Consider the following 22162-nt stretch of genomic DNA (forward strand, 5'->3'; position numbering starts at 1 on the left):
TGCTCGTTCCAGCCGAGCCCCACCCACCGGCGGGCCGTGCAACCCGCGCTGCCTCCCGACCGGCTTGGCTGAGTCCATGCCGCCCGGCCCGCAGGCTCGCTCCACGGAGCACTCGCCCTGCTTCGCCCCTCGACAGGTTCGGCCGAACCTGTGTCACCTGAACCACGCACTCCCGCACTGGGCAGCCGCCTCGCTCCGGCCCTCGGCCCGTCCAGGCAAGCCCCCGCGAACCACGCGCTCCCTGCGGCCCCGATCCGCCCCCGACCGGTTCAGGCGAGGGCGTGGAGGGGGACTCGGCCGACTCCGTGCAGCAGGCCGGTGCGGGTGCGGGTGAGGACGAACTCGCTGCCGTCGGGCAGCCGGTAGTCGGTCTCGGCGAAGTCGTCGGGCAGCGGTACCTCGATCCCGCCGGCCAGGGTGATCTCCCAGCCGACGTCCCCGCTCTCCCCCGGATCACGGATCAGTTCGGCCAGCGGCAGCCGGGCCCGGAAGTCGAACCACCCGTCGGTGCGCCGGGACGCCTCGATCGGGCCGCGGACCCACCGGCCGCCACGCCCGGTGGTGGCGGTGACCCGGGCCAGCAGCCCGGGGTCGCGTGCCAGCCGGCCGGACAGCTCCAGCTGGTCGCCGGCCCGCCGGTGGCCGGTGAGCTCCACCTCGACCGGGCGGACCCGCAGCAGCAGGCCCCACTCGTCCGGGAGCGCCTGGACCCGCACCCCTCCGGCCAGCTCACGGCCGGTCGCCCGCAGCCCGCCGGCGCCCACCATCCGGCGGCGGCGCAGCCCCTGGTTGGCGACCGCGGCGTACAGCCGCCATTCGGTCGCCGCCCCCAGCCGGGCCGGGTCGATCTCGGCCGTGAAGCCCGAATGGTCGTAGGAGGCCACCGACTGCCCCGAGGCCGCGGTCACATCGGGCCGCAGGACGCGCCGCACCGGTACCCGGATCGGGCGGCGCCACCGGCCACCGGTCAGCCAGAGCCGCAGCCGCGAACCGTCGGCGTCCAGGTAGGGGATGTAAGCGTGGCCCTCGATCCGCAACCGGCCCTCCCGGGTCCAGGACGCCCGGTCGATCCGGGCCTCGGGGACGAGCTCGTCGGTCACGTCGTAGACGCTCCGGGGGACGTCCAGGGCGGCGTCCTCGAAGAAGGGGTGCTCCGCGTACCGCCGGCCGCGCCGGCCGCGCCGCACCACCGGCGTCCCGTCGCGCGGGTCGTACCGCAGCGCCACCAGCAGTTCCGGCAGCATCCGGCGGCCCAGCAGGTGCAGCCGCAGCCGGTCGATCGACGGGAACCGCCGGATCAGCGCCGGGTCGATCTCCGCCAGCAGCTCGGCGCCCAGCCGGGTGAGCAGGACGGCGTCGGGGCTGTCGGGGAGCCGGTCCGGCAGCGCCGCCAGCAGGGCGCGCAGCTCGATGTCGATGAGGACCAGCTCGTCGTAGTCGGGCAGCAGCCGGGGGGCGTGCGCGGCGACCAGCCGCCGCACCGACCGGGCGCCCGCCAGCCGGGGCACCAGCCCGGTGTCCGGGCCCGGCCGCCGGCTCCGGACCGCGTCGGGCAGGACGTCCACGGCGGTGGCCCGCAGCAGGGCCGTCACGGTGACCGGCGGGTCCGGGCACGGGCCGGCGGGGAACTCCAACCCGCAGGAGTCCCAGAACGCCCGGCGGAAGACCTTGGTGCCCAGCGTGCGGTCGCGCAGCAGGCAGGGGTGGCGCTCCAGGCGGGTGCCCTCGGCCACCGGGCCGGACGGCGCGCCGACGGCCAGGTCGGAGCCCGTCAGTTCCAGCGAGCCGGCCAGCAGGTCGTAGGCGCGGCGGGCCATGACGTCGTCCACCTCGGCGAAGGCGAGGTACTCCCCGGTGGCCTCCAGGACGCCGGCGTTGCGGGCCGGCCCCGGGCCCCGGTGGTCCTGCCGGACGAGCCTGAACCTCGGGTCGCGGCGGACGTACGCGTCGGCGAGCACCGCTCCGTCGTCGGTGGACCCGTCGTCCACCACGATCACTTCCAGGTCGTCCAGGGTCTGGGCGGCCAGCGCGTCCAGGCAGCGCGCCAGCCGGGGTTCGGCGTTGTGCAGGGGGACGACGACACTGAGCTTCGGCGACATGCTCGGCTCCCTAGGTCCGGGTGGCCGGTTCCGCCGCGAAGGTCCAGGCCCGGTGCACGGTGGACAGCCCCGAGCAGAGCACCGCGACGGCGGCCACGACGATGACGGGCAGGTACAGGCCGGTCAGCGGACCGGCGATGCAGGCGGCGAAGGCCAGGTCGGCGAGCCCGAACCGGACCGGCACGCTGGCGGGCAACCCTTCGGTCAGCGCCCGGAAGACCAAGTCGGCGCCGACCACGAGCACCGCCAGCAGCGGGTAGACCGGATCCTCGGTGCGGGCGAACTGGCCGAGCAGCGCACCCAGCGCGCAGCCCAGGAAGCAGCAGCGGGTCAGCGCCTCGCGCAGCCAGCGGTAGAAGCGGCCGTCCCGGTCGGCCCGCAGCTCCGCCACAGCCAGCGCCGCCCGGTCGGCCACACCGCCGGCCAGGTACAGCACCGCCCCGATCGCCCACCAGAGCCGGCCGGCCTGCAGGAAGCCGCCCGCGGCGGCCATGCAGAGCAGCGCCGCCACCGCGGTGAGCTGGGCGGGGGTGACCGGGGTGCGGTCGACCACGGCCCGGGCGAGCGGCCCGGCGAGCGGGTCGATGGCCCGCGCCGACCACCAGCCGTCACGTGTCATGCGCCCTAGCATGAGCACCCGCCGCACCGGAGCGAGCGCGTACCGCGCCCTGCTGACGGAGACTTGACCCCCGGAACGGTTACGATCTACCCGCCGGTCACGCGGCCCGAACTCAGCCACCCGCGGGGACGAGCGAACCGCGTGGCCGCTACGGATCGATCCTCACGGTGAAGGACGGGGGCCCTGCTCAGCCGGGCCTTTCGGCATCTCGGGGCCGGCGCTTCAACAGATCCGCCGGATCGATCGAGCCGAGCGGTTCGGGAAGTTCCAGAACCTCCCCGCAGGTGGCTTCGGCGTGCCGCTCGTAACTCCCGCTGTCGAGCCGGTGGAGCGCCAAGCTCGGGCGGCCCTCTCCGTCTTGCTGAACGAGGAGGTACCAGGGGATCCCCGCCCGGGCGTACAGTTCGCGTTTGTACTCCCACTCCGCCGCGGGTGGGATCTCCGCGACCAGCGGCACCTGCGCCGGGTCGTGGACCAGCACGTCGTCCACTTCGTAGGTCGCCACCACATCCGGTATGAGGATCTTGCTGGCGTCGACGCGCACGTTGAGCTGCACGCAGACGGCGAGCCGGTCAGGAGCCCCGGCCTCCAGTTCCTCGGCCAGCCGCCGCAGCAGCCGCTGATGCCCCTGTCCGGGCGATCCGCTCACGACGAGCCGCCCGTCGATGAGTTCGATCTTCGGCGCTCCGGCGGGCAGGGCGAAGAAGTCCTGCTCCGTCCACTCACCGGGGTGATTCCACAGGCTCGTGTACTCGTCGAGCGTGCTCTCAGGGCGCCAGATCGTCACATGCGGAACCGTAGACGCCGATGCGCACGCATCGCAGGCGTTTCGGTGCATGGAGTCACCTGGAGGTCACTCCCACTCGATGGTGCCGGGGGGCTTGCTGGTGACGTCGACCACCACGCGGTTGATCTCGCGGACCTCGTTGGTAATGCGGGTGGAGATCTTCTGCAGGACGTCGTAGGGCAGCCGGGCCCAGTCGGCGGTCATCGCGTCCTCGCTGGTGACGGGGCGAAGGACGACCGGGTGGCCGTAGGTGCGGCCGTCGCCCTGGACGCCGACCGAACGGACGTCGGCCAGCAGGACCACCGGGAACTGCCAGATGTCGCGGTCGAGACCGGCGGCGGTCAACTCTTCCCGGGCGATGGCGTCGGCCTCGCGCAGGATGGCGAGGCGGTCGCGGTCGACCGCGCCGATGATGCGGATGGCCAGGCCAGGGCCGGGGAACGGGTGCCGCCAGACGATCTCGGCGGGCAGGCCGAGTTGCTCGCCCAGGGCGCGCACCTCGTCCTTGAAGAGGGTGCGCAGCGGCTCGACCAGGCCGAACTGCAGGTCCTCGGGGAGGCCGCCGACGTTGTGGTGCGACTTGATGTTGGCGGCGCCGGTGCCGCCGCCGGACTCGACCACGTCCGGGTAGAGGGTGCCCTGGACCAGGAACTCGACCGGGCCCTCGCGCTCGGCGACGATGTCGCGGGCGGCCGACTCGAAGGCCCGGATGAACTCCCGACCGATGATCTTCCGCTTGGTCTCCGGGTCGGTGACCCCGGCGAGCTCCGCCAGGAACCGGTCGGCGGCGTCCACCACCACCAGGTCCACCCCGGTGGCGGCCACGAAGTCCTTCTCGACCTGTTCGGCCTCGCCCTTGCGCAGCAGCCCGTGGTCGACGAACACGCAGGTCAGCCGGTCGCCGATGGCCCGCTGGACGAGCGCCGCGGCGACCGCCGAGTCGACGCCGCCGCTCAGCCCGCAGATCGCCCGCCCGGTCTCGCCGACCCGGGCGCGGACGGCCTCGATCGCCTCCTCAGCAATGTTGACCATCGTCCAGCCCGGACGGCAGCCCGCGGCGTCGTACAGGAAGTGCCGCAGTACGTCCATGCCGTGCTCGGTGTGCAGCACCTCGGGGTGGAACTGCACCCCGTACAGGCCGCGCTCGGCGTCCTCCATCGCCGCGACCGGGATGACGTCCGTGCGGGCGGTCACCGTGAACCCGGCCGGGGCGGCGCTGGTGTGGTCGCGGTGGGACATCCACACCGCCTGGGTCGCGGGCAGGCCGGCCAGCAGCGTGCCCGGCGCCAGCACCGAGACGGTGGTGCCGCCGTACTCGGCGACGTCGGAGTTCTCGACCGTCCCGCCCAGCGCCCGCGCCATCACCTGGTGGCCGTAGCAGATGCCGAGGGTCGGCACCCCGGTCTCGAACAGCCCGGCCGGGGCGGCGGGGGCGCCCTCGGCGTAGACCGACGCCGGGCCGCCGGACAGGATGATCGCCTTGGGGTTCTTGGCCAGCATCTCCGCGACCGACATGGTCGAGGGGACGATCTCGCTGTACACCTGGCACTCGCGCACCCGCCGCGCGATCAACTGCGCGTACTGCGCGCCGAAGTCGACGACCAGCACGGTGTCACCGTGGTGGGGGGTTCGCTGGGACTGCTCGACGGACACCGGCAACGCCTTTCGAGTGCGTGGGACGGGCACCGGGAGCGCCGCGCACGGGGCCGCTCGCCGGGCGCCCCCAGTCTAGGCGCCCCCGGCCTGCGCCGATGCCGCCCCGGTCACCCGCTCTTCCCCGCGGAAGGTACAAAGGTAAGTAATCCGACAAAGGGGGCGCCATGGCACGCGGGCTCAAATCGACCATGCTCCGCGGGTTCAAACCGCTCGAACAGCAGATCGCGGAACGCCAGGCCGAGGTGGCCGCCAAGCCCGCCAAGGACCCGGGAAACCACTTCGAGCACCGCACCGCGGCCTACGTCTTCTTCGGCACCCTGTTCATCGTCATCGTCACCCACGTCATCGCCCTGATCTGGATGATGTACAAGGACGTCTTCTGATCCCCGGGGCGGGTCAGGTGATGCCGACGATCGGCAGGCGGAGGGCGGCGGGGGCCGCCTCGGGAACCATCGGGTTCTTGGGGGCCACCGCGGGAATGCGCCGGTAGGGCGTGCCCAGGGTGGGGCGGGAGTCGGTGTCGCCCCGGTTGGGCCAGAACGCCATGGCGCGCTCGGCCTGGGCGGTGATGGTGAGGGACGGGTTGACGCCCAGGTTCGCCGAGATGGTGGAACCGTCCACCACGTGCAGGCCGGGGTGGCCGTAGAGCCGGTGGTAGGGGTCGATCACGCCCTCCCCGGGAGACGCGCCGATCGCGCAGCCGCCGATGAAGTGCGCGGTGGTGGGGATGTTGAACAGGTCGAGCCAGGAACCGCCCGCCAGCCCGCCGATCTCCTCGGCGAGCAGCCGGGTGGCGCGGTGCCCCTGCGGGATCCAGGTCGGGCTGGGCTCGCCGTGCCCCCGCCGGGCGCGCAGCCCCCGGCCGAACGGGCCCCGGCGCATGCGGACGGTGATCGAGTTGTCCCGCACCTGCATGACCAGCGCGATGACGGTCCGCTCGGACCAGCGCCGCAGGTTGAACAGCTGGGGCAGCCGCCACGGCTGCCGGGCGGCCTCGCCGAGAAACTTCAGCCAGCGCGGCGCCCGTCCCGAGCCGTCCTCGCCGGGACCGTCGATCAGCAACGTGCGGATCAGCCCCATCGCGTTGGAGCCCTTGCCGTAGCGGACCGGCTCGACATGGGTGTGCTCGTCCGGGTGGAACGAGGAGGTGATGGCCAGGCCCCGGGAGTGGTCGTCGCCCTTGCGGCGCATCCGCTCGGCGCCCAGGATCGCCTCGGAGTTGGTCCGGGTGAGCACGCCCAGCCGGTCGGAGATCCCGGGCAGCTCGCCGGTCGCCTTGAGCCGGTGCAGCAGCTTCTGGGTGCCGTAGGTGCCCGCCGAGAAGACCACCTGCTCGACGATCAGGGTGCGCCGGCGCCGGCCGAACGAACCCGTCCGGACGAGCCGCACCTCGTAGCCGCCCGCGGCGCGGGGCCGCACCGAGACGACCCGGGTCAGCGGCAGCACCTCGGCTCCGGCCTTCTCGGCCAGGTAGAGGTAGTTCTCGGTGAGCATGTTCTTGGAGCCGCGGCGGCAGCCCGTCATGCACGAGCCGCACTCGTCGCAGCCCCGGCGCCGCGGCCCGACCCCGCCGAAGTAGGGGTCGGCGGCCTCCTCGCCGGGCCCGCCGCCGAAGTACACCCCGACCGGGGTCAGGTGGAAGGTGTCGCCGCGGTCCATCCGCTCGGCTATCCGCCGCATCGCCTGGTCGGCGGGGGTCATGGTGGGGTTGGTCACCACGCCCAGCATCCGCTTGGCCTGGTCGTAGTAGGGGGCCAGCTCGGATCGCCAGTCGGTGATGCCGCTCCACTGCGGGTCGTCGTAGAACGGCTGCAGCGGCTCGTACAGCGTGTTGGCGTACACCAGGGAACCGCCGCCCACCCCGGCGCCGGCCAGGATCAGCACCCGGCTGCCTTTCTGGCCGCGCAGCAGGTGGATCCGCTGGATTCCGGTCATCCCCAGGGCGGGCGCCCACAGGTAGCGGAAGGTCCGCCAGGACGTCTTGGGCAGGTCGTGGTGCCGCGCACCGGGCGCGCCGCCGGGGTCGTCGAACCGGCGGCCGGCCTCGGCCACCGCGACCTTGTACCCCTTCTCGGTCAGCCGCAGCGCGGACACGCTGCCGCCGAATCCCGAGCCCACCACCAGAACGTCGTAGTCGTACATGAGGCATGTCCCTACTTGATGTGGAGCCGCTTCATGAGCTTGATGGCCATGGCCAGGCCGTTGGCGTACTTGCCGTACTCGATGCGGGCGGGCGGCTCCAGTTCCACGAGGTGCTGGCTGGAGACCGTCTGCGCCTCGGTGTACTTCAGCAGTCCCTCGGCGCCGTGCCGGCGGCCGACGCCCGACTGCTTCATGCCGCCCATCGGGGCGTCGTAGGAGGCGAACGCCGCCCCGTACCCCTCGTTGACGTTGACCGTCCCGGCCTGGATGCGGGCGGCGACCCGGCGGCCCCGGGCCACGTCCTTGGTCCAGATGGAGGCGTTCAGGCCGTAGGCGGTGTCGTTGGCCAGGGCGATCGCCTCCTCCTCGTCCCGGTACCGGTAGACGCTCACCACCGGGCCGAAGGTCTCGCCCGCGCACAGGTCCATTTCGCCGGTCACGTCGGCGAGCACGGTGGGTTCGAAGAACAGCGGGCCGATGTCGGGCCGGGGCTTGCCGCCGGCCAGCAGGGTGGCTCCCCGCTCCACCGCCTGGTCCACCTGGGCGGCGACGGCGTCGAGCTGGCGCTGGTAGGTCATCGACCCCATCTCGACGTCGTAGCCGAACCCGGTGCCGAGTTTCATCTTCCCGACCCGCTCGGCGAACTTCGGTACGAACGTGTCGTAGACGTCCTCGTGGACGTACAGCCGCTCGATCGAGATGCAGAGCTGGCCGGAGTTGGTGAAGCACGCCCGGACGGCGCCGCGCACGGTGCGGTCGATGTCGGCGTCCGGCAGCACGATCATCGGGTTCTTGCCGCCCAGCTCCAGCGAGTAGCCGACCAGCCGGGGTGCGGCCTTCTCGGCGACGGCCCGGCCGCCCCGGGTGGAGCCGGTGAACGCGACGTAGTCGGCGTTGTCCAGCAGCGGGTCGCCGATCTCGGCGGGCTCGCCGAGCACGATCTGCCAGATGTCGGCGGGCATGCCCAGGGAGACCAGCAGGTCGAGCGCCCACAGGCTGGACAGCGCGGTCTGGGTGTCGGGCTTGTGCACCACCGCGTTGCCGGCCAGCAGCGCCGGGACGATGTCGCTGACCCCGAGGCTGAACGGGTAGTTCCACGGCGAGATCAGGCCGATCACGCCCTTGGGCCGGCGCAGCTCGCGGGTCCGGGTGGCCAGCGGGAAGGCGCCCTGCCGGCGGCGGGGCCGCAGTAGCCGGCGTGCCCGGCGCGCGTAGTACAGCGAGCACAACGCCACGTCGAGGAACTCCTCGTAGGCGTGCCGGCGGGCTTTGCCCGTTTCGAGCTGGATGATGTCGAGGATCTCGTCGCGGCGGTCGACGAGTTCGTCGACCATCCGCAGGAACGGCCGGGCCCGCTCCGACACGGGCACCTCGGCCCAGGCGCGCTGCGCCTCCCTGGCCCGGGCGTACGCGGCGTGCACGTCGTCGGGGCCGGAAATGGGAAGGGTGGCCAGCGGTTCACCGGTGGCGGGCGCGGAAATGGCCGCGGAGGCATCTCCATCGGCGGTGACTCGGGCGGCCAGCCGCTCGGCGATCGTGGGGGAAAATATCCGCTCGTCGGCAGTGGGGATTGCCATGAACGCACTCTAGGGCCGCCGGAAAGCTGTGGCTACCCACAAGTAACTGAGGATTCTTGGTGACATCTCCCTCTCTAAACCGAGTTGCACCGTTCCAAGGGATGACTTCCTCTGCAACTCTCATCATGATCATGCAATTGCGGTGTATCCGTTGAGGGAGGATCGCCGCCCCGACGGCGATCGGGGTGAGAGGGGAACGCACATGATCAACGTCCAGGGGGGGTCGCTGGATCTGGCGGACGGGCAGGCGGACGTGGGGCCGGGGGGGCCACCACGTACGCCTGCCGGGCGCCCCGAACGGCGCGAACAGACCCGCACCGCGCTGCTGGCCGCCGCCCGGCGGCTGTGGGCCGAGCGGGGCATCCACGGCGCGTCGCTCGACGACGTCGCCGCGGCCGCCGGCCTGACCAAGGGCGCCGTCTACAGCAACTTCTCCGGCAAGACCGACCTGCTGCTGGCGCTCCTCGAACAGCGGATCCAGGCCATGGTGGGTGTCGAGGCCGAGATCTACGGCGCGCTGCACGCCGACGGTACGCCGCCGCAGGAGCGGCTGGAGCAGGCGGGCGAGGCCTACTCCCGGCACCTCGGCAGCGACGAGGCCCGGCTGCTCTCCCTGCTGATGGGAGAGCTCTGGCTGTACGGGATGCGCCACCGCGCACCGGGCCGGCGGCTCGCCGACTGGTACGAGGGACGGCGCGACGGCCTGGCCGAGGGGCTGGAGGAGGTCGACGGCCTGCTCCCCGAGGAGCGGGCGACCCTGGCCCTGGCGGTGGACCTCGGGCTGGCGCTCCAGCACCTGCTCGACCCCGAGCGGGTGCCCGCCGACCTGTACTCCGCCGGCCTGCGCCTCATCCTCGGGCCGGCGATGCGGTGACGGGGCGGTGACGGGGGCGGTGACGGGGCACTGATCCCGCCGTGGCTCAGGCGGGAGACGTGGTGGGGACGATGTCGGGCGCGCCCCGGCGGCGGGCGTCGGCCTCCTGGTCGCCGCTCTGGCTCTGCGAAGCGCGCTCGGCCTCGACCCGCTTGAGGTAGTACTCGACCTCCCGGTCGGTCTGCTTCTTCGACCAGCCGAGCACCGGCGCGATCAGCTCCGCGGTCTCTCGCGCCACGCCGACCCCCCGGTCCCAGGCCTCGATCGAGATCCGGGTCCGGCGGGCGAGCACGTCGTTGAGGTGCCGCGCGCCCTCGTGCGAGGCCGCGTACACGATCTCGGCGCGCAGGTAGTCGTCGGCCCCGCCCAGCGGCCGGCCCAGGTCGGGCCGCTCGGCGATCAGGTCGAGCAGATCATCGACCAGGGTGCCGTACCGGTACAGCAGGTGCTCGATCCGGGCCACGTGCAGCCCCGAGGACGCCGCCAGCCGCTGCCGGCCGTTCCACAGCGCCTGGAAGCCCTCGCCGCCGACCAGCGCGATCCGGTCGGTGCACGACTCGGCGACCTTGCCGTCCAAGCCATGCGCCACCGCGTCGATGGCGTCCTTGGCCATCACCCGGTAGGTGGTGTACTTCCCGCCGGCCACCAGCACCAGGCCCGGCACCGGGTGCGCCACCACGTGCTCCCGCGAGAGCGCGGACGTCTCGGCCGACTCGCCCGACAGCAGCGGGCGCAGCCCCGCGTACACCCCCTCCACGTCGTCCGGGGTGAGCGGGACGTTCAGCACGGAGTTCACGTGCGCCAGCACGTAGTCGATGTCGACCTTGGACGCGGCCGGGTGCACCTTGTCCAGGTCCCACGGGGTGTCGGTGGTGCCGATGATCCAGTGCCGGCCCCACGGGATCACGAACAGCACCGACTTCTCGGTGCGCAGGATGATCCCGGTGGCCGAGTGGATCCGGTCCCGGGGCACCACCAGGTGCACGCCCTTGGACGCCCGGACGTGGATCTGCCCGCGCCCGCCCACCAGCTCCTGGATGTCGTCGGTCCACACCCCGGTGGCGTTCACCACCTGCTTGGCGCGCACCGCGGCGTCGGTGCCGGTCTCCAGATCCCGGATCCGCACCCCGGTGACCCGCTCGCCCTCCCGCAGGAAACCCACGCACTGGCAGCGCGACGCCACCCGGGCGCCGTACTCGGCGGCCGTGCGCAGCGCCATCATCACGAAGCGCGCGTCGTCGACCTGGGCGTCCCAGTACTGCACCGCCCCGGTGAAGCTGTCCTTGCGGAGCGCCGGCGCCAGCCGCAGCGCGCGCCGCCGGGTGAGGTGCCGGTGGTGCGGCAGGCCCCGGGCGTTGCCCATCTGGAAGGCCAGCGCGTCGTACAGCGCCACCCCGGCCCCGACGTACCCCCGCTCCCAGACCCGGTGGGTCATCGGGAACAGGAACGGCACCGGGCGGACCAGGTGCGGCGCGATCCGCTGGAGCAGCAGCCCCCGCTCGGTCAGCGCCTCGCGCACCAGGTCGAAGTTGAACTGCTCCAGGTAGCGCAGCCCGCCGTGGATCAGTTTGGACGAGCGCGACGACGTGCCCGAGGCGAAGTCGCGCGCCTCCACCACGGCCACCGTCAGGCCGCGGGTCGCGGCGTCGAGGGCCGCGCCCGCGCCCACGATCCCGCCGCCCACGACCACGACGTCGAACTCCTGCCGCTCCATCGCCTCCAGTGCGGCCGCCCGTTCGGCGGGCCCCAGGCGCGAGGTTCCCAGTCCGGTCATACGCGTCGCCTCCCCCGGATACGGCTGGATCCGACCGTTACTTACCCAACAGTAGGGACAGCGTACGCACGTGATCCACTGTTCCTTCGCGCGACTAGGGCGCCACCACGACCTGGACGCGCTGGAACTCCTTGAGGTCGCTGTAACCCGCGGTGGCCATCGCCCGGCGCAGCGCCCCGATCAGGTTCATCGACCCGTCCGGGACGTGCGAGGGGCCGTGCAGGATCTGCTCCAGCCCGCCGATCGTGCCCAGGTCCACCCGGGCGCCCCGGGGCACCTCACCGTGGTGCGCCTCGCTCCCCCAGTGGAAGCCGCGGCCGGGCGCCTCGGCCGCGCGGGCGAACGGCGAGCCCACCATCACCGCGTCGGAGCCGCAGGCGAACGCCTTCGCGACGTCACCGCTGTTGGTCATGCCACCGTCGGCGATCACGTGCACGTACCGGCCGCCCGACTCGTCCATGTAGTCACGCCGGGCCGCGGCCACGTCGGCGACCGCGGTCGCCATCGGCACCGCCACGCCCAGGACGGTGCGGGTGGTGTGCCCCGAGCCGCCGCCGAACCCGACCAGCACCCCGGCCGCACCGGTCCGCATCAGGTGCAGCGCCGCAGTGTATGTCGAGCAGCCGCCGACGATCACCGGCACGTCGAGGTCGTAGATGAACTGCTTGAGGTTGAGCGGCTCGGCCCGGCCGGAGACGTGCTCGGCCGAGACGGTCGTACCACGGATCACGAACAGGTCGACCCCGGCGTCGATCACCGTCTTGTGGAACTGGGCGGTGCGCTGCGGCGACAGCCGCGCCGCCACCGTCACCCCCGCGTCGCGGACCTCCTGGATCCGGCGGCCGATCAGCTCCTCCTGGATCGGCCGGGTGTAGACCTCCTGCAACCGGCGGGTCGCGGTGCCCTCGTCCAGCGTGGCGATCTCGGCCAGCAGCGGCTCGGGGTCCTCGTACCGGGTCCACAGCCCTTCCAGGTCGAGCACCGCCAGCCCGCCCAGCCTGCCCATCTGGATGGCGAGGGCCGGGCTGACCACGCTGTCCATCGGGGCGACCAGCAGCGGGATCTCGAACCGGTAGGCGTCGATCTGCCAGGCGACGCTGACCTCCTCGGGGTCGCGCGTCCGCCGGGACGGGACGATGCCGATGTCGTCGAACGCGTACGCCCGGCGGCCGCTCTTGCCCCGCCCGATCTCCACCTCAGCCAACGGTCTTCCTCTCGATCTAGAAACCGCCCGGCGGCGCGCAGGCACGAACGCGACACGGCGGTACGCGAACATGGTGCACTGCCATCCGGCCCGGAACCATCACCGCCCTGGTAGTTGCTCCGGGACCCGCGCCGGCAAACGCGGTGTCACCGCCCCTGGTAGTTGGGGGCCTCGACGGTCATCTGGATGTCGTGCGGGTGGCTCTCGACCAGGCCCGCCCCGGTGATCTGCATCAGCGTGCCGTTCTCCTGGAGCTCCGGGACCGTCCGGGCGCCGGAGTACCACATCGCCTGCCGCAGCCCGCCGACGAGCTGGTGGGCCACGTTGGACAGCGGGCCGCGGTAGGGCACCTGGCCCTCCACGCCCTCGGGGATCAGCTTCTCCTCGCTGGTCACGTCGGCCTGCGAGTAGCGGTCCTTGGAGAACGAGCCGCCGCGCTCCCGGTTGCGCATCGCGCCCAGCGAGCCCATTCCCCGGTACGACTTGTACTGCTTGCCGTGCACGAAGATCAGCTCGCCGGGGCTCTCCTCGACGCCGGCCAGCAGGCTGCCCAGCATGACCGTGTCGGCACCGGCCGCGATGGCCTTGGCGATGTCGCCGGAGTACTTCAGGCCACCGTCACCGATCACCGGCACCCCGGCCGGGCGGGCCGCCCGGGCCGCCTCGTTGATCGCGGTGACCTGCGGCACGCCGACCCCGGCCACCACCCGGGTGGTGCATATCGAGCCGGGGCCCACCCCGACCTTCACCGCGTCGGCCCCGGCCTCGACCAGGGACAGCGCGCCCTCGTAGGTCGCGACGTTGCCGCCCACGACCTCGACCCGGGAGCCGGCCTTGATCGCGGCGATGGTGTCGGCGACGCCCTTGGAGTGGCCGTGCGCGGTGTCGACCACGATCACGTCGGTGCCGGCCTCGACCAGCGCCCGCGCCCGCTCGATGGCGTCCGCGCCGACGCCCACGGCCGCCGCGACCACCAGCCGGCCGTCGGCGTCCTTGGTGGCGTCGGGGTACTGCTCGCTCTTGGTGAAGTCCTTGACGGTGATCAGACCGCGCAGCCGGCCGGAACCGTCGATCAGCGGCAGCTTCTCGATCTTGTGCTGGGCCAGCAGCCGGAACGCCTCGTCGCGCGACACGTCCACCGGCGCGGTCACCAGCGGCATCGGCGTCATGACCGCGCGCACCGGGCGGGCGGGGTCGGTCTCGAACCGGGTGTCGCGGTTGGTCACGATGCCCAGCAGCACCCCGGCCTCGTCGATCACCGGCACCCCGGAGATCCGGTACCGCGCGCACAGCTCCTCGACCTCGCCCAGGGTGGCGTCGGGCCCGCAGGTCACCGGATTGGTGATCATGCCGGCCTCGGATCGCTTGACCATGTCGGCCTGCTGCGCCTGGTCCTCGATCGGCAGGTTGCGGTGCAGCACTCCGATGCCGCCCAGGCGCGCCATCGCCACCGCCATCCGGGCCTCGGTGACCGTGTCCATGGCCGACGACACCAGCGGCATCCGCAGCGAGATGCCCCGGGTGAGCCGGGTCGCGGTGTCGGCCTCGCCCGGCTGCAGGTCCGAGTAGGCCGGCAGCAGCAGCACGTCGTCAAAGGTGAGGCCCTGTGGTGCGAACTTCACGGTTAGGTGCCTTCCGTTGGGTGAGTGATCGGCATTCGGCCTGGTCACGGGAGCCTGGTTTCATGGTAGGCGGTGCTCAGCGCCTCGACGTCGGCTTTGCTCACCGCCGGGACGTGGCGCTGCCAACACTCCGCCGGCACGCGCGGAACGCCGTTCACGGCTCCGGACGGCCCTCTCGGCGATGGGCTTGCGTCCCCACTCGGCTAGAGCAGTAGCGTGGGGGTGTGCACGATGACGCCCCGCTCGACCCGTTCGCCGGCGACCCGGATGACCCGGCCGCCGCGCTCGGCGATCCCGACGAGGAGATCGCCCCGCTGAGCGTGGCCGAGCGCGAGGACGTGCTCGCCGACCTCGCCGACCTGGAGGTCTTCCGGGCGCTGCTCGAACCGCTCGGGGTGCGCGGGCTGACCGTCGACTGCGGCGACTGCGGCAAGCTGCACTACATCGACTGGGACCTACTGCACGGCAACCTGCGCCAGCTGCTCGACGAGGGGCTGCCCCGGGTGCACGAGCCCGCCCTGGCCCCCGATCCCGTCGACTACGTGAGCTGGGAGTACGCGCGGGGCTACGTCGACGGGGTCATCGACAGCGAGGACGGTTCCGACCCCTCCTGAGGTTCACTCCGCCGGCGGCGGGTCCGTGGGGGCCGGCTCCGGCGGCTCGGCCGGGCCGACGAGGGTCTGCGGCGGGGCGTCCGGCTCGGTCGGCGGGGGTTCCGCACCACCAGAACCCGGCGGCGGCTCCGTCGGGGGCGGCTCCTCGCCGCCGTAGGTCTGGTCGGGTTCCTTCGGCTCGTCCGTCCCCGGCGGCGGGTCCACGGGATCGGGGGACGGCGAACTCACCGGCACGGACGGCGTGACCGGGCGGGGCGCCGGCCGGCGCGGGCTCGCAGGCGGGGGCGACGTCTTCTCCGGCTCCAGGGCCGCGGCCGGCCGGACGGGCTCGGTCCGGGCCGGCGGCCGGATCGGGAGGGGGTCCTCCAGCGGGGCCGGAACCGTCAGCTCCGCCCGGGAGCGGACGGCGGAGCCGTCCGGCGGTTCCTCGGCCCGCGGCCCGGTCACCAGGCGCTCGACCAGACCGCCGCCGGCGGCGGCCACCCCGGTGCTGGTCAGCATGACGGTCACCACACTGATCGCCACCACCGTGCGCGCGCCGCGGCGGCGCGGCCCACGCGGGGCCGGCGGGGACAGGCGGGTTTCGGGCAGGGCGGGAGCGCCCTCATCGACGTCGGAGGCCAGCGCGACGAGCAGCCGGAGCGAGGAGTCGGAATCGGCCAGGGAGTCGGCCAGGGCGCCGCCGCGCCGTGTCGAGAGCGCTTCGATGAGCGCGTCCGTCTCGCGGACGGCGTTCAGGTCGGCTGGCCCGGCGTCGTCGATGCTCATGGCGCGGCGCTGCGGCGGCGTTGGCACGCCACGCCAGGGGGCGGAACCCGGCGTACTGGCGTCAAGCGATCGACTCCTCTCGCGCCATCACCCGGAGTCGGGCGAGAGCCCTGTGCTGCGCGACCCGTACCGCGCCTGCGGTCATGCCCAGCACATTACCGGTCTCCTCAGCCGACAGTCCGGCCACCACCCGGAGGAGAACCAGCTCACGCTGGTGGTCCGGCAACCGGTCGAGCAGGTCACGGGCCCGCTCGGCCTCGATGTAGCGGACGACGGTCTCTTCGGGCCCCGGCCGGTCGTCCGGCCCGTCGGGCAGGTCCTCGGTGGGCACGGCGGCCCGGATCGAGCTGCGCAGCGCGTCCGCGATCTTGTGTGAGGCGATGCCGAACACGAACGACGCGAACGGACGGCCCATGTCCCGGTAGCGGGGCAGCGCCGACAGGACGGCGATGCAGACCTCCTGCGCCACGTCGTCGGCGATGTGGTACTGGCCGGAGATCCGGCCCAGCCGCGCCCGGCAGTAGCGCACCACCATCGGACGCACTTCTGCGATCAATACCTCGATCGCGTCGGAATCCCCCTGAACCGCACGGCTCGTCAGCTCCCGGAGGTCCCCGTCATCCGGCCTCGGCCCCCGGACCGCCCTCGGCCGCCGCACCGGGACGGCGGTGGACGCTGTCATGGCCCCGGCGATGCTTCCCTCGGTCACGTTCAGCATGATGCCCAGCAATATCGGGCCTGTCTCCATGGTTAATGACAACGGAATGGTCACAGTGCACGGGCAGGTCACGATATGTACCCGATCGCCGGTTTCCGCGGCAGGGCGTGACCGAAAACGGCCGGAAAAGGGTAAGCCCCCCGTCCCGGAACGGAACGGAGGGCTTACCTTCAGGCAATGTGTCAGGGGCTGCTGGATCCCCTGACCGCGCCCGGATCGGCGAATTCGGTCAGTGGCCGTGACCGTGGCCGTGACCGCCGGCCGCGGCGGGCTCCTCCTCCTCGGGCTTGTCGACCACCAGCGCCTCGGTGGTCAGCAGCATGCCCGCGATGGAGGCGGCGTTGGTGACCGCCGAGCGGGTCACCTTCACCGGGTCGATGACGCCCTGGGCGATCAGGTCGCCGTACTCGCCGGTCGCGGCGTTGTAGCCGTGACCCGGAGACAGGTCCTGGATCTTGGAGGTGACGACGTAGCCCTCCTGGCCCGCGTTCTCGGCGATCCAGCGGGCCGGCTCGACCAGCGCGCGCCGGACGGCCTCGGCCCCGGTGGCCTCGTCGCCGCTCAGCCCGAGGGCCTCGAAGCCCTCCTTGGAGACGTGCACCAGGGCGCTGCCGCCGCCGGAGACGATGCCCTCCTCGATCGCGGCCCGGGTCGCGGAGATGGCGTCCTCAAGGCGGTGCTTCTTCTCCTTGAGTTCCACCTCGGTGGCCGCGCCGACGCGCAGCACGCAGACGCCGCCGGACAGCTTGGCCAGCCGCTCCTGCAGCTTCTCGCGGTCCCAGTCGGAGTCGCTGTTGGCGATCTCGACCTTGATCTGGTTGACCCGGCCCTCGATGTCGGCGGCGTCGCCGGCACCGTCCACGATCGTGGTCGTGTCCTTGGTGACGGTGATCCGGCGGGCCTGGCCCAGCACCTCCACGCCCACGCTGTCGAGCTTGAGGCCGATGGCCTCGCTGACGACCTCGCCGCCGGTCAGGGCCGCCATGTCGCCCAGCATCGCCTTGCGGCGGTCGCCGAAGCCGGGGGCCTTGACCGCCACCGACAGGAACGTGCCGCGGATCTTGTTGGCGATCAGCAGCGCCAGGGCCTCGCCCTCGACGTCCTCGGCCACCACGAGCAGCGGCTTCTTGGTCTGCGCGACCTTCTCGGCCAGCGGCAGGAACTCGGAGACGTTGGAGATCTTGCCCTCGACGATCAGCACGTAGGCGTCTTCGAGGACCGCCTCCATGCGGTCGTGGTCGGTCACCATGTGCGGGGACAGGTAACCCTTGTCGAACTGGAGCCCCTCGGTGAACTCCAGCTCCAGGCCCATGGTGTGGGCCTCCTCGACGGTGATGACGCCGTCCTTGCCGACCTTCTCGAACGCCTCGGCGATCAGCTCGCCGATCTTGGCGTCCTGGGCCGAGATGGTCGCCACGTGCGCGATCTCGGCCTTCTCCTCGACCTCGCGGGCCGACTTGAGGAGCTGGTCGGAGACGTACCGGGCGGCCGTGTCGATGCCGCGCTTGAGGCTGAGCGGCGACGCGCCGGCGGCGACGTTGCGCAGCCCCTCGCGGACCAGCGCCTGGGCCAGCACCGTCGCGGTGGTGGTGCCGTCACCCGCGATGTCGTTGGTCTTGGTCGCCACCTCCTTGGCGAGCTGGGCGCCCAGGTTCTCGTACGGGTCCTCCAGCTCCACCTCGCGGGCGATCGTCACGCCGTCGTTGGTGATGGTGGGAGCACCGAACTTCTTGTCGATGACGACGTTGCGGCCGCGCGGGCCGATCGTCACCTTCACGGCGTCCGCGAGGGCGTTGACGCCGCGCTCAAGAGCCCGGCGAGCGTCCTCGTCGAACTCCAGGATCTTCGCCATGAGAGTCCTCTCGGGTTGGGATGACGCAGGGCTCGCGGGTCCCGCGAGCGCGACCGCCCCGGCCATGCCCCACCAGGGGAGCCGGACCGGGGCGGTGCATCACGTACGGGTGATTACTTCTCGATGACCGCGAGAACGTCGCGCGCCGAGAGAACGAGGTACTCCTCGTTGTTGTACTTCACCTCGGTGCCGCCGTACTTGCTGTACAGCACGACGTCGCCGACGGCGACGTCGAGCGGGATCCGCGCCCCCTTGTCGTCGACCCGCCCCGGGCCCACGGCCAGGACGGTGCCCTCCTGGGGCTTCTCCTTGGCCGTGTCGGGAATGACGAGCCCAGACGCGGTGGTCTGCTCGGCCTCAAGCGGCTGGACGACGATGCGGTCCTCGAGCGGCTTGAGAACAACCTTGGTGGCGGTCGTCACGATCGGACCTCCCCTTCGATTGCGATCTTCGGCCGGCTCGTCCGAGCCGGCCGCACATGTGACAGAGAAGGCGACCCTGGACCGGCCTGTCGTCGCGGGTGCCAGACCGACCTTGTCGCTTTTATTGGCACTCTCGACAGGAGAGTGCCAGTCATGGAGACTATGCCGGTCTCCCGGAACCCGTCAACACGAACGACCCGGATGAACGGCAGATACGGTTTGCAGGTGGACGTGGGGGGGTTCGAGGCACTGCTGACCGACCGGGGACGGGCCGTCCTCGCCGAGGCCGCCACGGCCGACACCGGCGAGGGAGCGCTGCTCGCGACGGCGACCCGGCTGCGCGAGCGGCATCCACCCGAACTGGTCGCGGCGGCGCTGACCCAGGTCCGGCTGCGGGTACGGGCGCGGGCCAAGTTCGGCGCCGACGCAGATCGAATGTACTTCACCCCGGCGGGGCTCGAGCAGGCGACCCGGGCCGTCGTCGCCGACCACCGGGCCGCCCGGTTCGCGGCCCGGCTGGGAGCCGGTGCGGCCGTGCTGGAGCTGTGCTGCGGGATCGGCGCCGACCTCGTCGCCCGCGCCCGGGCCGGGCTGCCCGGCACGGGGATCGAGCGCGATCCGCTGACCGCGGCGGTCGCCCGGGCCAACGTGGCCGCCCTGGCGCCGGCCGCGCCGGCGTCCGTCCGCGAGGGCGACGCGACCGCGGCGGACCCGGCCGGGTACGCGGCGGTGTTCGCCGACCCGGGCCGCCGCACCGCCCGCGGCCGGGTGTTCGACCCCCGGGCCTACGAGCCGCCACTGGACGTGGTGCTGGCACTGGCCGGGCGCGCCCCGGCCGGTTGCGTCAAGGTCGCCCCCGGCCTGCCGCACGAGGCCGTCCCGGAGGGCGCCGAGGCCGAGTGGATCTCGGTGGGCGGCGAGGTCAAGGAGGCCGCCCTCTGGCTGGGCGGGCTGGCCGGGCCGGTCGCCCGGCGGGCCACCCTGTTGCCCGGCGCGCCGGGCGGTGCGCCGGCCACGCTCGTCCCCGCCACGGCGGAGCCGCCGCCGGTGCGCGGGTGGGGGCGCTACCTGTACGAGCCGGACGGCGCGGTGATCCGGGCGGGGCTGGTCGCCGAGGTGGCCGCGGCGGTGGACGGCGGGCTGGCCGACCCCCGGATCGCGTACGTCACGGGTGACGCCCTCGCCGCCACGCCGTTCGCCGCCGCCTACGAGATCGAGGACGTGCTGCCGTTCTCGGTCAAGCGGCTGCGCGGGGAACTGCGCCGGCGCGGCACGAGCGTGCTGACGATCAAGAAGCGCGGATCGGCGGTCGACATCGAACGGCTCCGCCGCGATCTCGGCTTCGGCGGCCGGCGCAGGCCCGGTGACGCCGAGATGACGGTGGTGCTGACCCGGGTCGGCGAGGCTCCCGTCGCGCTGCTCGCCCAGCCGGTCTCTGGGCGAAACGTCCGATAGCCGATCAGCAACGATCTCCCCTCGGGCGGGAACGCCAAGCGGTGCCGTGCGGCACGCCATGAAATGGCAAACACCGCAGTTTTCACCGGACCCGCAGCCGTATTCCGTATTACCAGGCCTTTTACTTCTGGCCTTAATCGCCATGGTGATCAAGCACTACAGTGAGCCTTTCAAGATTCACTGCCGCCGCTTTTTACCGAGCGATCCGGCACACGAAGGGGCATCGGGTGGAAACGAATCACAACTTCCTGCAGACAGGGGGTCAACCGGTCTCGGACCGGATGCGGGAGTTGCTCGCCCGTGCGGCGCAGGACCACGTCTACGAAGAGCGCTCCCAAGGGCAGGTACTGGACGAGATACGCCAGCGCCTGGAGGGGATGGAGTGGCTGCTTCGTGAGGTGCGCGAGCGCGAGCTCAGCGGTCTGACGGGACAGCTGGACAGCGTACGGGGTCAGGTCGACGGCCTTTCCAGCACTGTCCCCGAGTGGGCGGTGGGGCTGGCCGAGCACATCGAGGCGATGGGCGAGCGGGTCAGGCCCGTCGCCGAACTCCCCGCGCTCTGGGCGGACGTCGGGGTCGTCGCCGAGAACATCGACGAGAGCCTGACGCGAATCCAGGCCGTCCTCGACTCCGCGCGGCACATCACGGACGCGACCGACCAGGTCAACCAGCGGATGGAGGAGATGGGCCGGCGCCTGGACAAGCTCCAGGGCAGCATGGAGGCCGCCTCCGTCCGGTTCAACCGCCTCGACAAGTCGCTGGCCGAGCAGGGACACCGCACGGAGCAGCTCGAACGTTCGATCCACGAGGTCGGCGCCCGGATCGACCAGTCGCTGGGCGAGGCGGCCGAGCGGGTCGAGCAGGGGCTGCACGCGGTCAACGGCCGGGTCGAGGGCGTGAGCGGCCGGCTGGACGGGCTCGACGGGCGGCTGGCCGGCCTCTCCGGCAAGCTGGACGGGATGGACGGCCGGTTCGAGGGCCTCGACGACCGGATCGGCTCGGTCAACGACCGCATCGCGCAACTCCCCGCCTCCCTGGGCTCCAACGAGCTGCACCGCAAGCTGACCGACCTGACCCAGCGCCCGGCGATCGACCACACCGACCGCTTCGACGCCCTGGAGAAGCGGCTGGCCGACGCGATCGACCCGCTGTTCGACGAGTTGCGCGCCCGCCCCGACCGGGACGAGGTCAGGACCGTCATGGCCAAGATCGCAGAAGCGGCCTACGGCGACGTCACCAAGCGGATGGACGAATTCTCCCGCCGTTTCGAGAACGTCCACGAGGACGTACGGAAGCGCATCGAGGGCATCCACGACGAGGTCACCAAAAAGGTCGACTCCGCGCTGGAGGAGTTCACCACCCAGGTCGACATCGTCTCCCGGCGGGTCGAGTCGGTGAACAACGACGTGACCAAACAGGTCGATTCGATGCATCACGAGTTCAGCCGCCAGGTGAACGGCATCCACGACGACATGGCCACCCGGATCGACGGGTTCCGGGAGAACGTCGCCCGGCGGGTCGAGAGCGTCCAGGAGGAGTTCTCCCGGCGCGTCGAGGTGGTGCAGGACGAGGTGGCCGAGCGGGCCGAGGCGGTGCAGGCCGAGGTCAGCCGGCGGTTCGAGGGCGTCCAGCACGAGGTCGGCCGCCAGGTCGGCGCGGTGCAGGACAGCGTCGGCCAGCAGGTGTCCGCGGCGCACACCGACGTGCTCAAGCGGCTCGCCACGCTGGAGGAGACGATGCTGGCCCTGGCCGAGGCGCTGCTGCGGCCACGGCGCGAGGGCCGGGAGACGGGCCAGCGCTGATCTTGTGGTGCGGGGTGGGGTGCCTCCTTGGTGATTTCGGGAGGTACCCCACCATGCTCGTTAATATCGGCATATAGGCCGTAAAGCCGATATGAAGGTAGGCCCGGCCCGATCAAGACACGTCGATGACGTGCAAAGGATTACGTTCTGTTCTCAGCGAATCACTCCTCATACTGG

At 72.2% G+C, this 22162-nt stretch carries 18 protein-coding genes; 5 read left to right on the forward strand and 13 right to left on the reverse strand.

All coding sequences use genetic code 11. The annotated features are described in order from the left end of the window. Positions 1–269 precede the first annotated feature (269 nt). From DPM19_RS10175 to guaA, 4 genes are all read right to left on the reverse strand, one after another. Positions 270–2099, reverse strand: a complete 1830-nt coding sequence (locus DPM19_RS10175; RefSeq protein WP_111865409.1) for a glycosyltransferase family 2 protein — start codon at positions 2097–2099, stop codon at positions 270–272. Positions 2100–2109: 10 nt separating this feature from the next. Beyond that, positions 2110–2718 (reverse strand): hypothetical protein, encoded by a 609-nt coding sequence (locus DPM19_RS10180; RefSeq protein ID WP_111865412.1) that lies wholly within the window; start codon positions 2716–2718, stop codon positions 2110–2112. A gap of 187 nt (positions 2719–2905) precedes the next feature. Continuing rightward, entirely contained in the window at positions 2906–3505 is a 600-nt protein-coding gene (locus tag DPM19_RS10185) for a Uma2 family endonuclease (RefSeq protein WP_158566751.1), read from the reverse strand. Positions 3506–3571: 66 nt separating this feature from the next. Further along, entirely contained in the window at positions 3572–5158 is a 1587-nt protein-coding gene (gene guaA, locus DPM19_RS10190; RefSeq protein WP_111865417.1) for a glutamine-hydrolyzing GMP synthase, read from the reverse strand. A gap of 167 nt (positions 5159–5325) precedes the next feature. Here guaA and DPM19_RS10195 point away from each other — a divergent pair, with 167 nt between their 5' ends. Further along, on the forward strand, positions 5326–5544 hold the full coding sequence (locus tag DPM19_RS10195) for a hypothetical protein (protein WP_111865419.1): 219 nt from the start codon (positions 5326–5328) through the stop codon (positions 5542–5544). 13 nt (positions 5545–5557) lie between these two features. Here the strand turns inward: DPM19_RS10195 and DPM19_RS10200 are convergent, their stop codons facing one another. After that, on the reverse strand, positions 5558–7303 hold the full coding sequence (locus DPM19_RS10200; RefSeq protein ID WP_111865421.1) for a GMC oxidoreductase: 1746 nt from the start codon (positions 7301–7303) through the stop codon (positions 5558–5560). Positions 7304–7314: 11 nt separating this feature from the next. Next, a complete protein-coding gene (locus DPM19_RS10205; protein ID WP_111865424.1) occupies positions 7315–8880 on the reverse strand; it encodes a succinic semialdehyde dehydrogenase in 1566 nt (521 codons plus the stop codon). Positions 8881–9082: 202 nt separating this feature from the next. On the opposite strand from DPM19_RS10205, the gene DPM19_RS10210 reads away from it, so the two are divergent. Continuing rightward, positions 9083–9754, forward strand: a complete 672-nt coding sequence (locus DPM19_RS10210) for a TetR/AcrR family transcriptional regulator (RefSeq protein ID WP_111865426.1) — start codon at positions 9083–9085, stop codon at positions 9752–9754. A 46-nt stretch (positions 9755–9800) separates the two neighbouring features. Here the strand turns inward: DPM19_RS10210 and glpD are convergent, their stop codons facing one another. The 3 genes from glpD to guaB all read right to left on the reverse strand — a co-directional run bounded on the left by glpD (position 9801) and on the right by guaB (position 14354). Further along, entirely contained in the window at positions 9801–11528 is a 1728-nt protein-coding gene (gene glpD, locus DPM19_RS10215) for a glycerol-3-phosphate dehydrogenase (RefSeq protein WP_111865429.1), read from the reverse strand. Between the two features lie 94 nt (positions 11529–11622). After that, positions 11623–12723, reverse strand: a complete 1101-nt coding sequence (locus tag DPM19_RS10220; RefSeq protein WP_111865431.1) for a GuaB3 family IMP dehydrogenase-related protein — start codon at positions 12721–12723, stop codon at positions 11623–11625. Positions 12724–12878: 155 nt separating this feature from the next. Continuing rightward, positions 12879–14354 (reverse strand): IMP dehydrogenase, encoded by a 1476-nt coding sequence (gene guaB, locus DPM19_RS10225; RefSeq protein WP_111865434.1) that lies wholly within the window; start codon positions 14352–14354, stop codon positions 12879–12881. Positions 14355–14578: 224 nt separating this feature from the next. On the opposite strand from guaB, the gene DPM19_RS10230 reads away from it, so the two are divergent. Then, positions 14579–14968 carry a DUF5319 domain-containing protein gene (locus DPM19_RS10230; RefSeq protein ID WP_111865436.1) on the forward strand — a complete coding sequence of 130 codons (390 nt, stop codon included), beginning with the start codon at positions 14579–14581 and terminating at the stop codon, positions 14966–14968. Between the two features lie 3 nt (positions 14969–14971). Here DPM19_RS10230 and DPM19_RS10235 read toward each other — a convergent pair whose 3' ends face one another. The 4 genes from DPM19_RS10235 to groES form a co-directional block, all read right to left on the reverse strand. Further along, positions 14972–15736 (reverse strand): hypothetical protein, encoded by a 765-nt coding sequence (locus DPM19_RS10235; RefSeq protein WP_111865439.1) that lies wholly within the window; start codon positions 15734–15736, stop codon positions 14972–14974. A 61-nt stretch (positions 15737–15797) separates the two neighbouring features. Beyond that, positions 15798–16418, reverse strand: a complete 621-nt coding sequence (locus DPM19_RS10240; RefSeq protein ID WP_233510054.1) for a sigma-70 family RNA polymerase sigma factor — start codon at positions 16416–16418, stop codon at positions 15798–15800. A gap of 265 nt (positions 16419–16683) precedes the next feature. After that, entirely contained in the window at positions 16684–18306 is a 1623-nt protein-coding gene (gene groL, locus DPM19_RS10245; protein ID WP_111865442.1) for a chaperonin GroEL, read from the reverse strand. Between the two features lie 113 nt (positions 18307–18419). After that, a complete protein-coding gene (gene groES, locus DPM19_RS10250) occupies positions 18420–18728 on the reverse strand; it encodes a co-chaperone GroES (RefSeq protein WP_111865444.1) in 309 nt (102 codons plus the stop codon). Between the two features lie 225 nt (positions 18729–18953). Between groES and DPM19_RS10255 the strand changes: the two genes are divergently transcribed. Beyond that, positions 18954–20183, forward strand: coding sequence for a THUMP-like domain-containing protein (locus DPM19_RS10255; protein ID WP_111866337.1), 1230 nt, complete (start codon positions 18954–18956; stop codon positions 20181–20183). 227 nt (positions 20184–20410) lie between these two features. Next, on the forward strand, positions 20411–21985 hold the full coding sequence (locus DPM19_RS10260) for an apolipoprotein A1/A4/E domain-containing protein (protein WP_111865446.1): 1575 nt from the start codon (positions 20411–20413) through the stop codon (positions 21983–21985). Positions 21986–22162 lie beyond the last annotated feature (177 nt).

This window comes from Actinomadura craniellae, from assembly GCF_003289645.1.
GTDB classification, from domain to species: domain Bacteria; phylum Actinomycetota; class Actinomycetes; order Streptosporangiales; family Streptosporangiaceae; genus Actinomadura_D; species Actinomadura_D craniellae.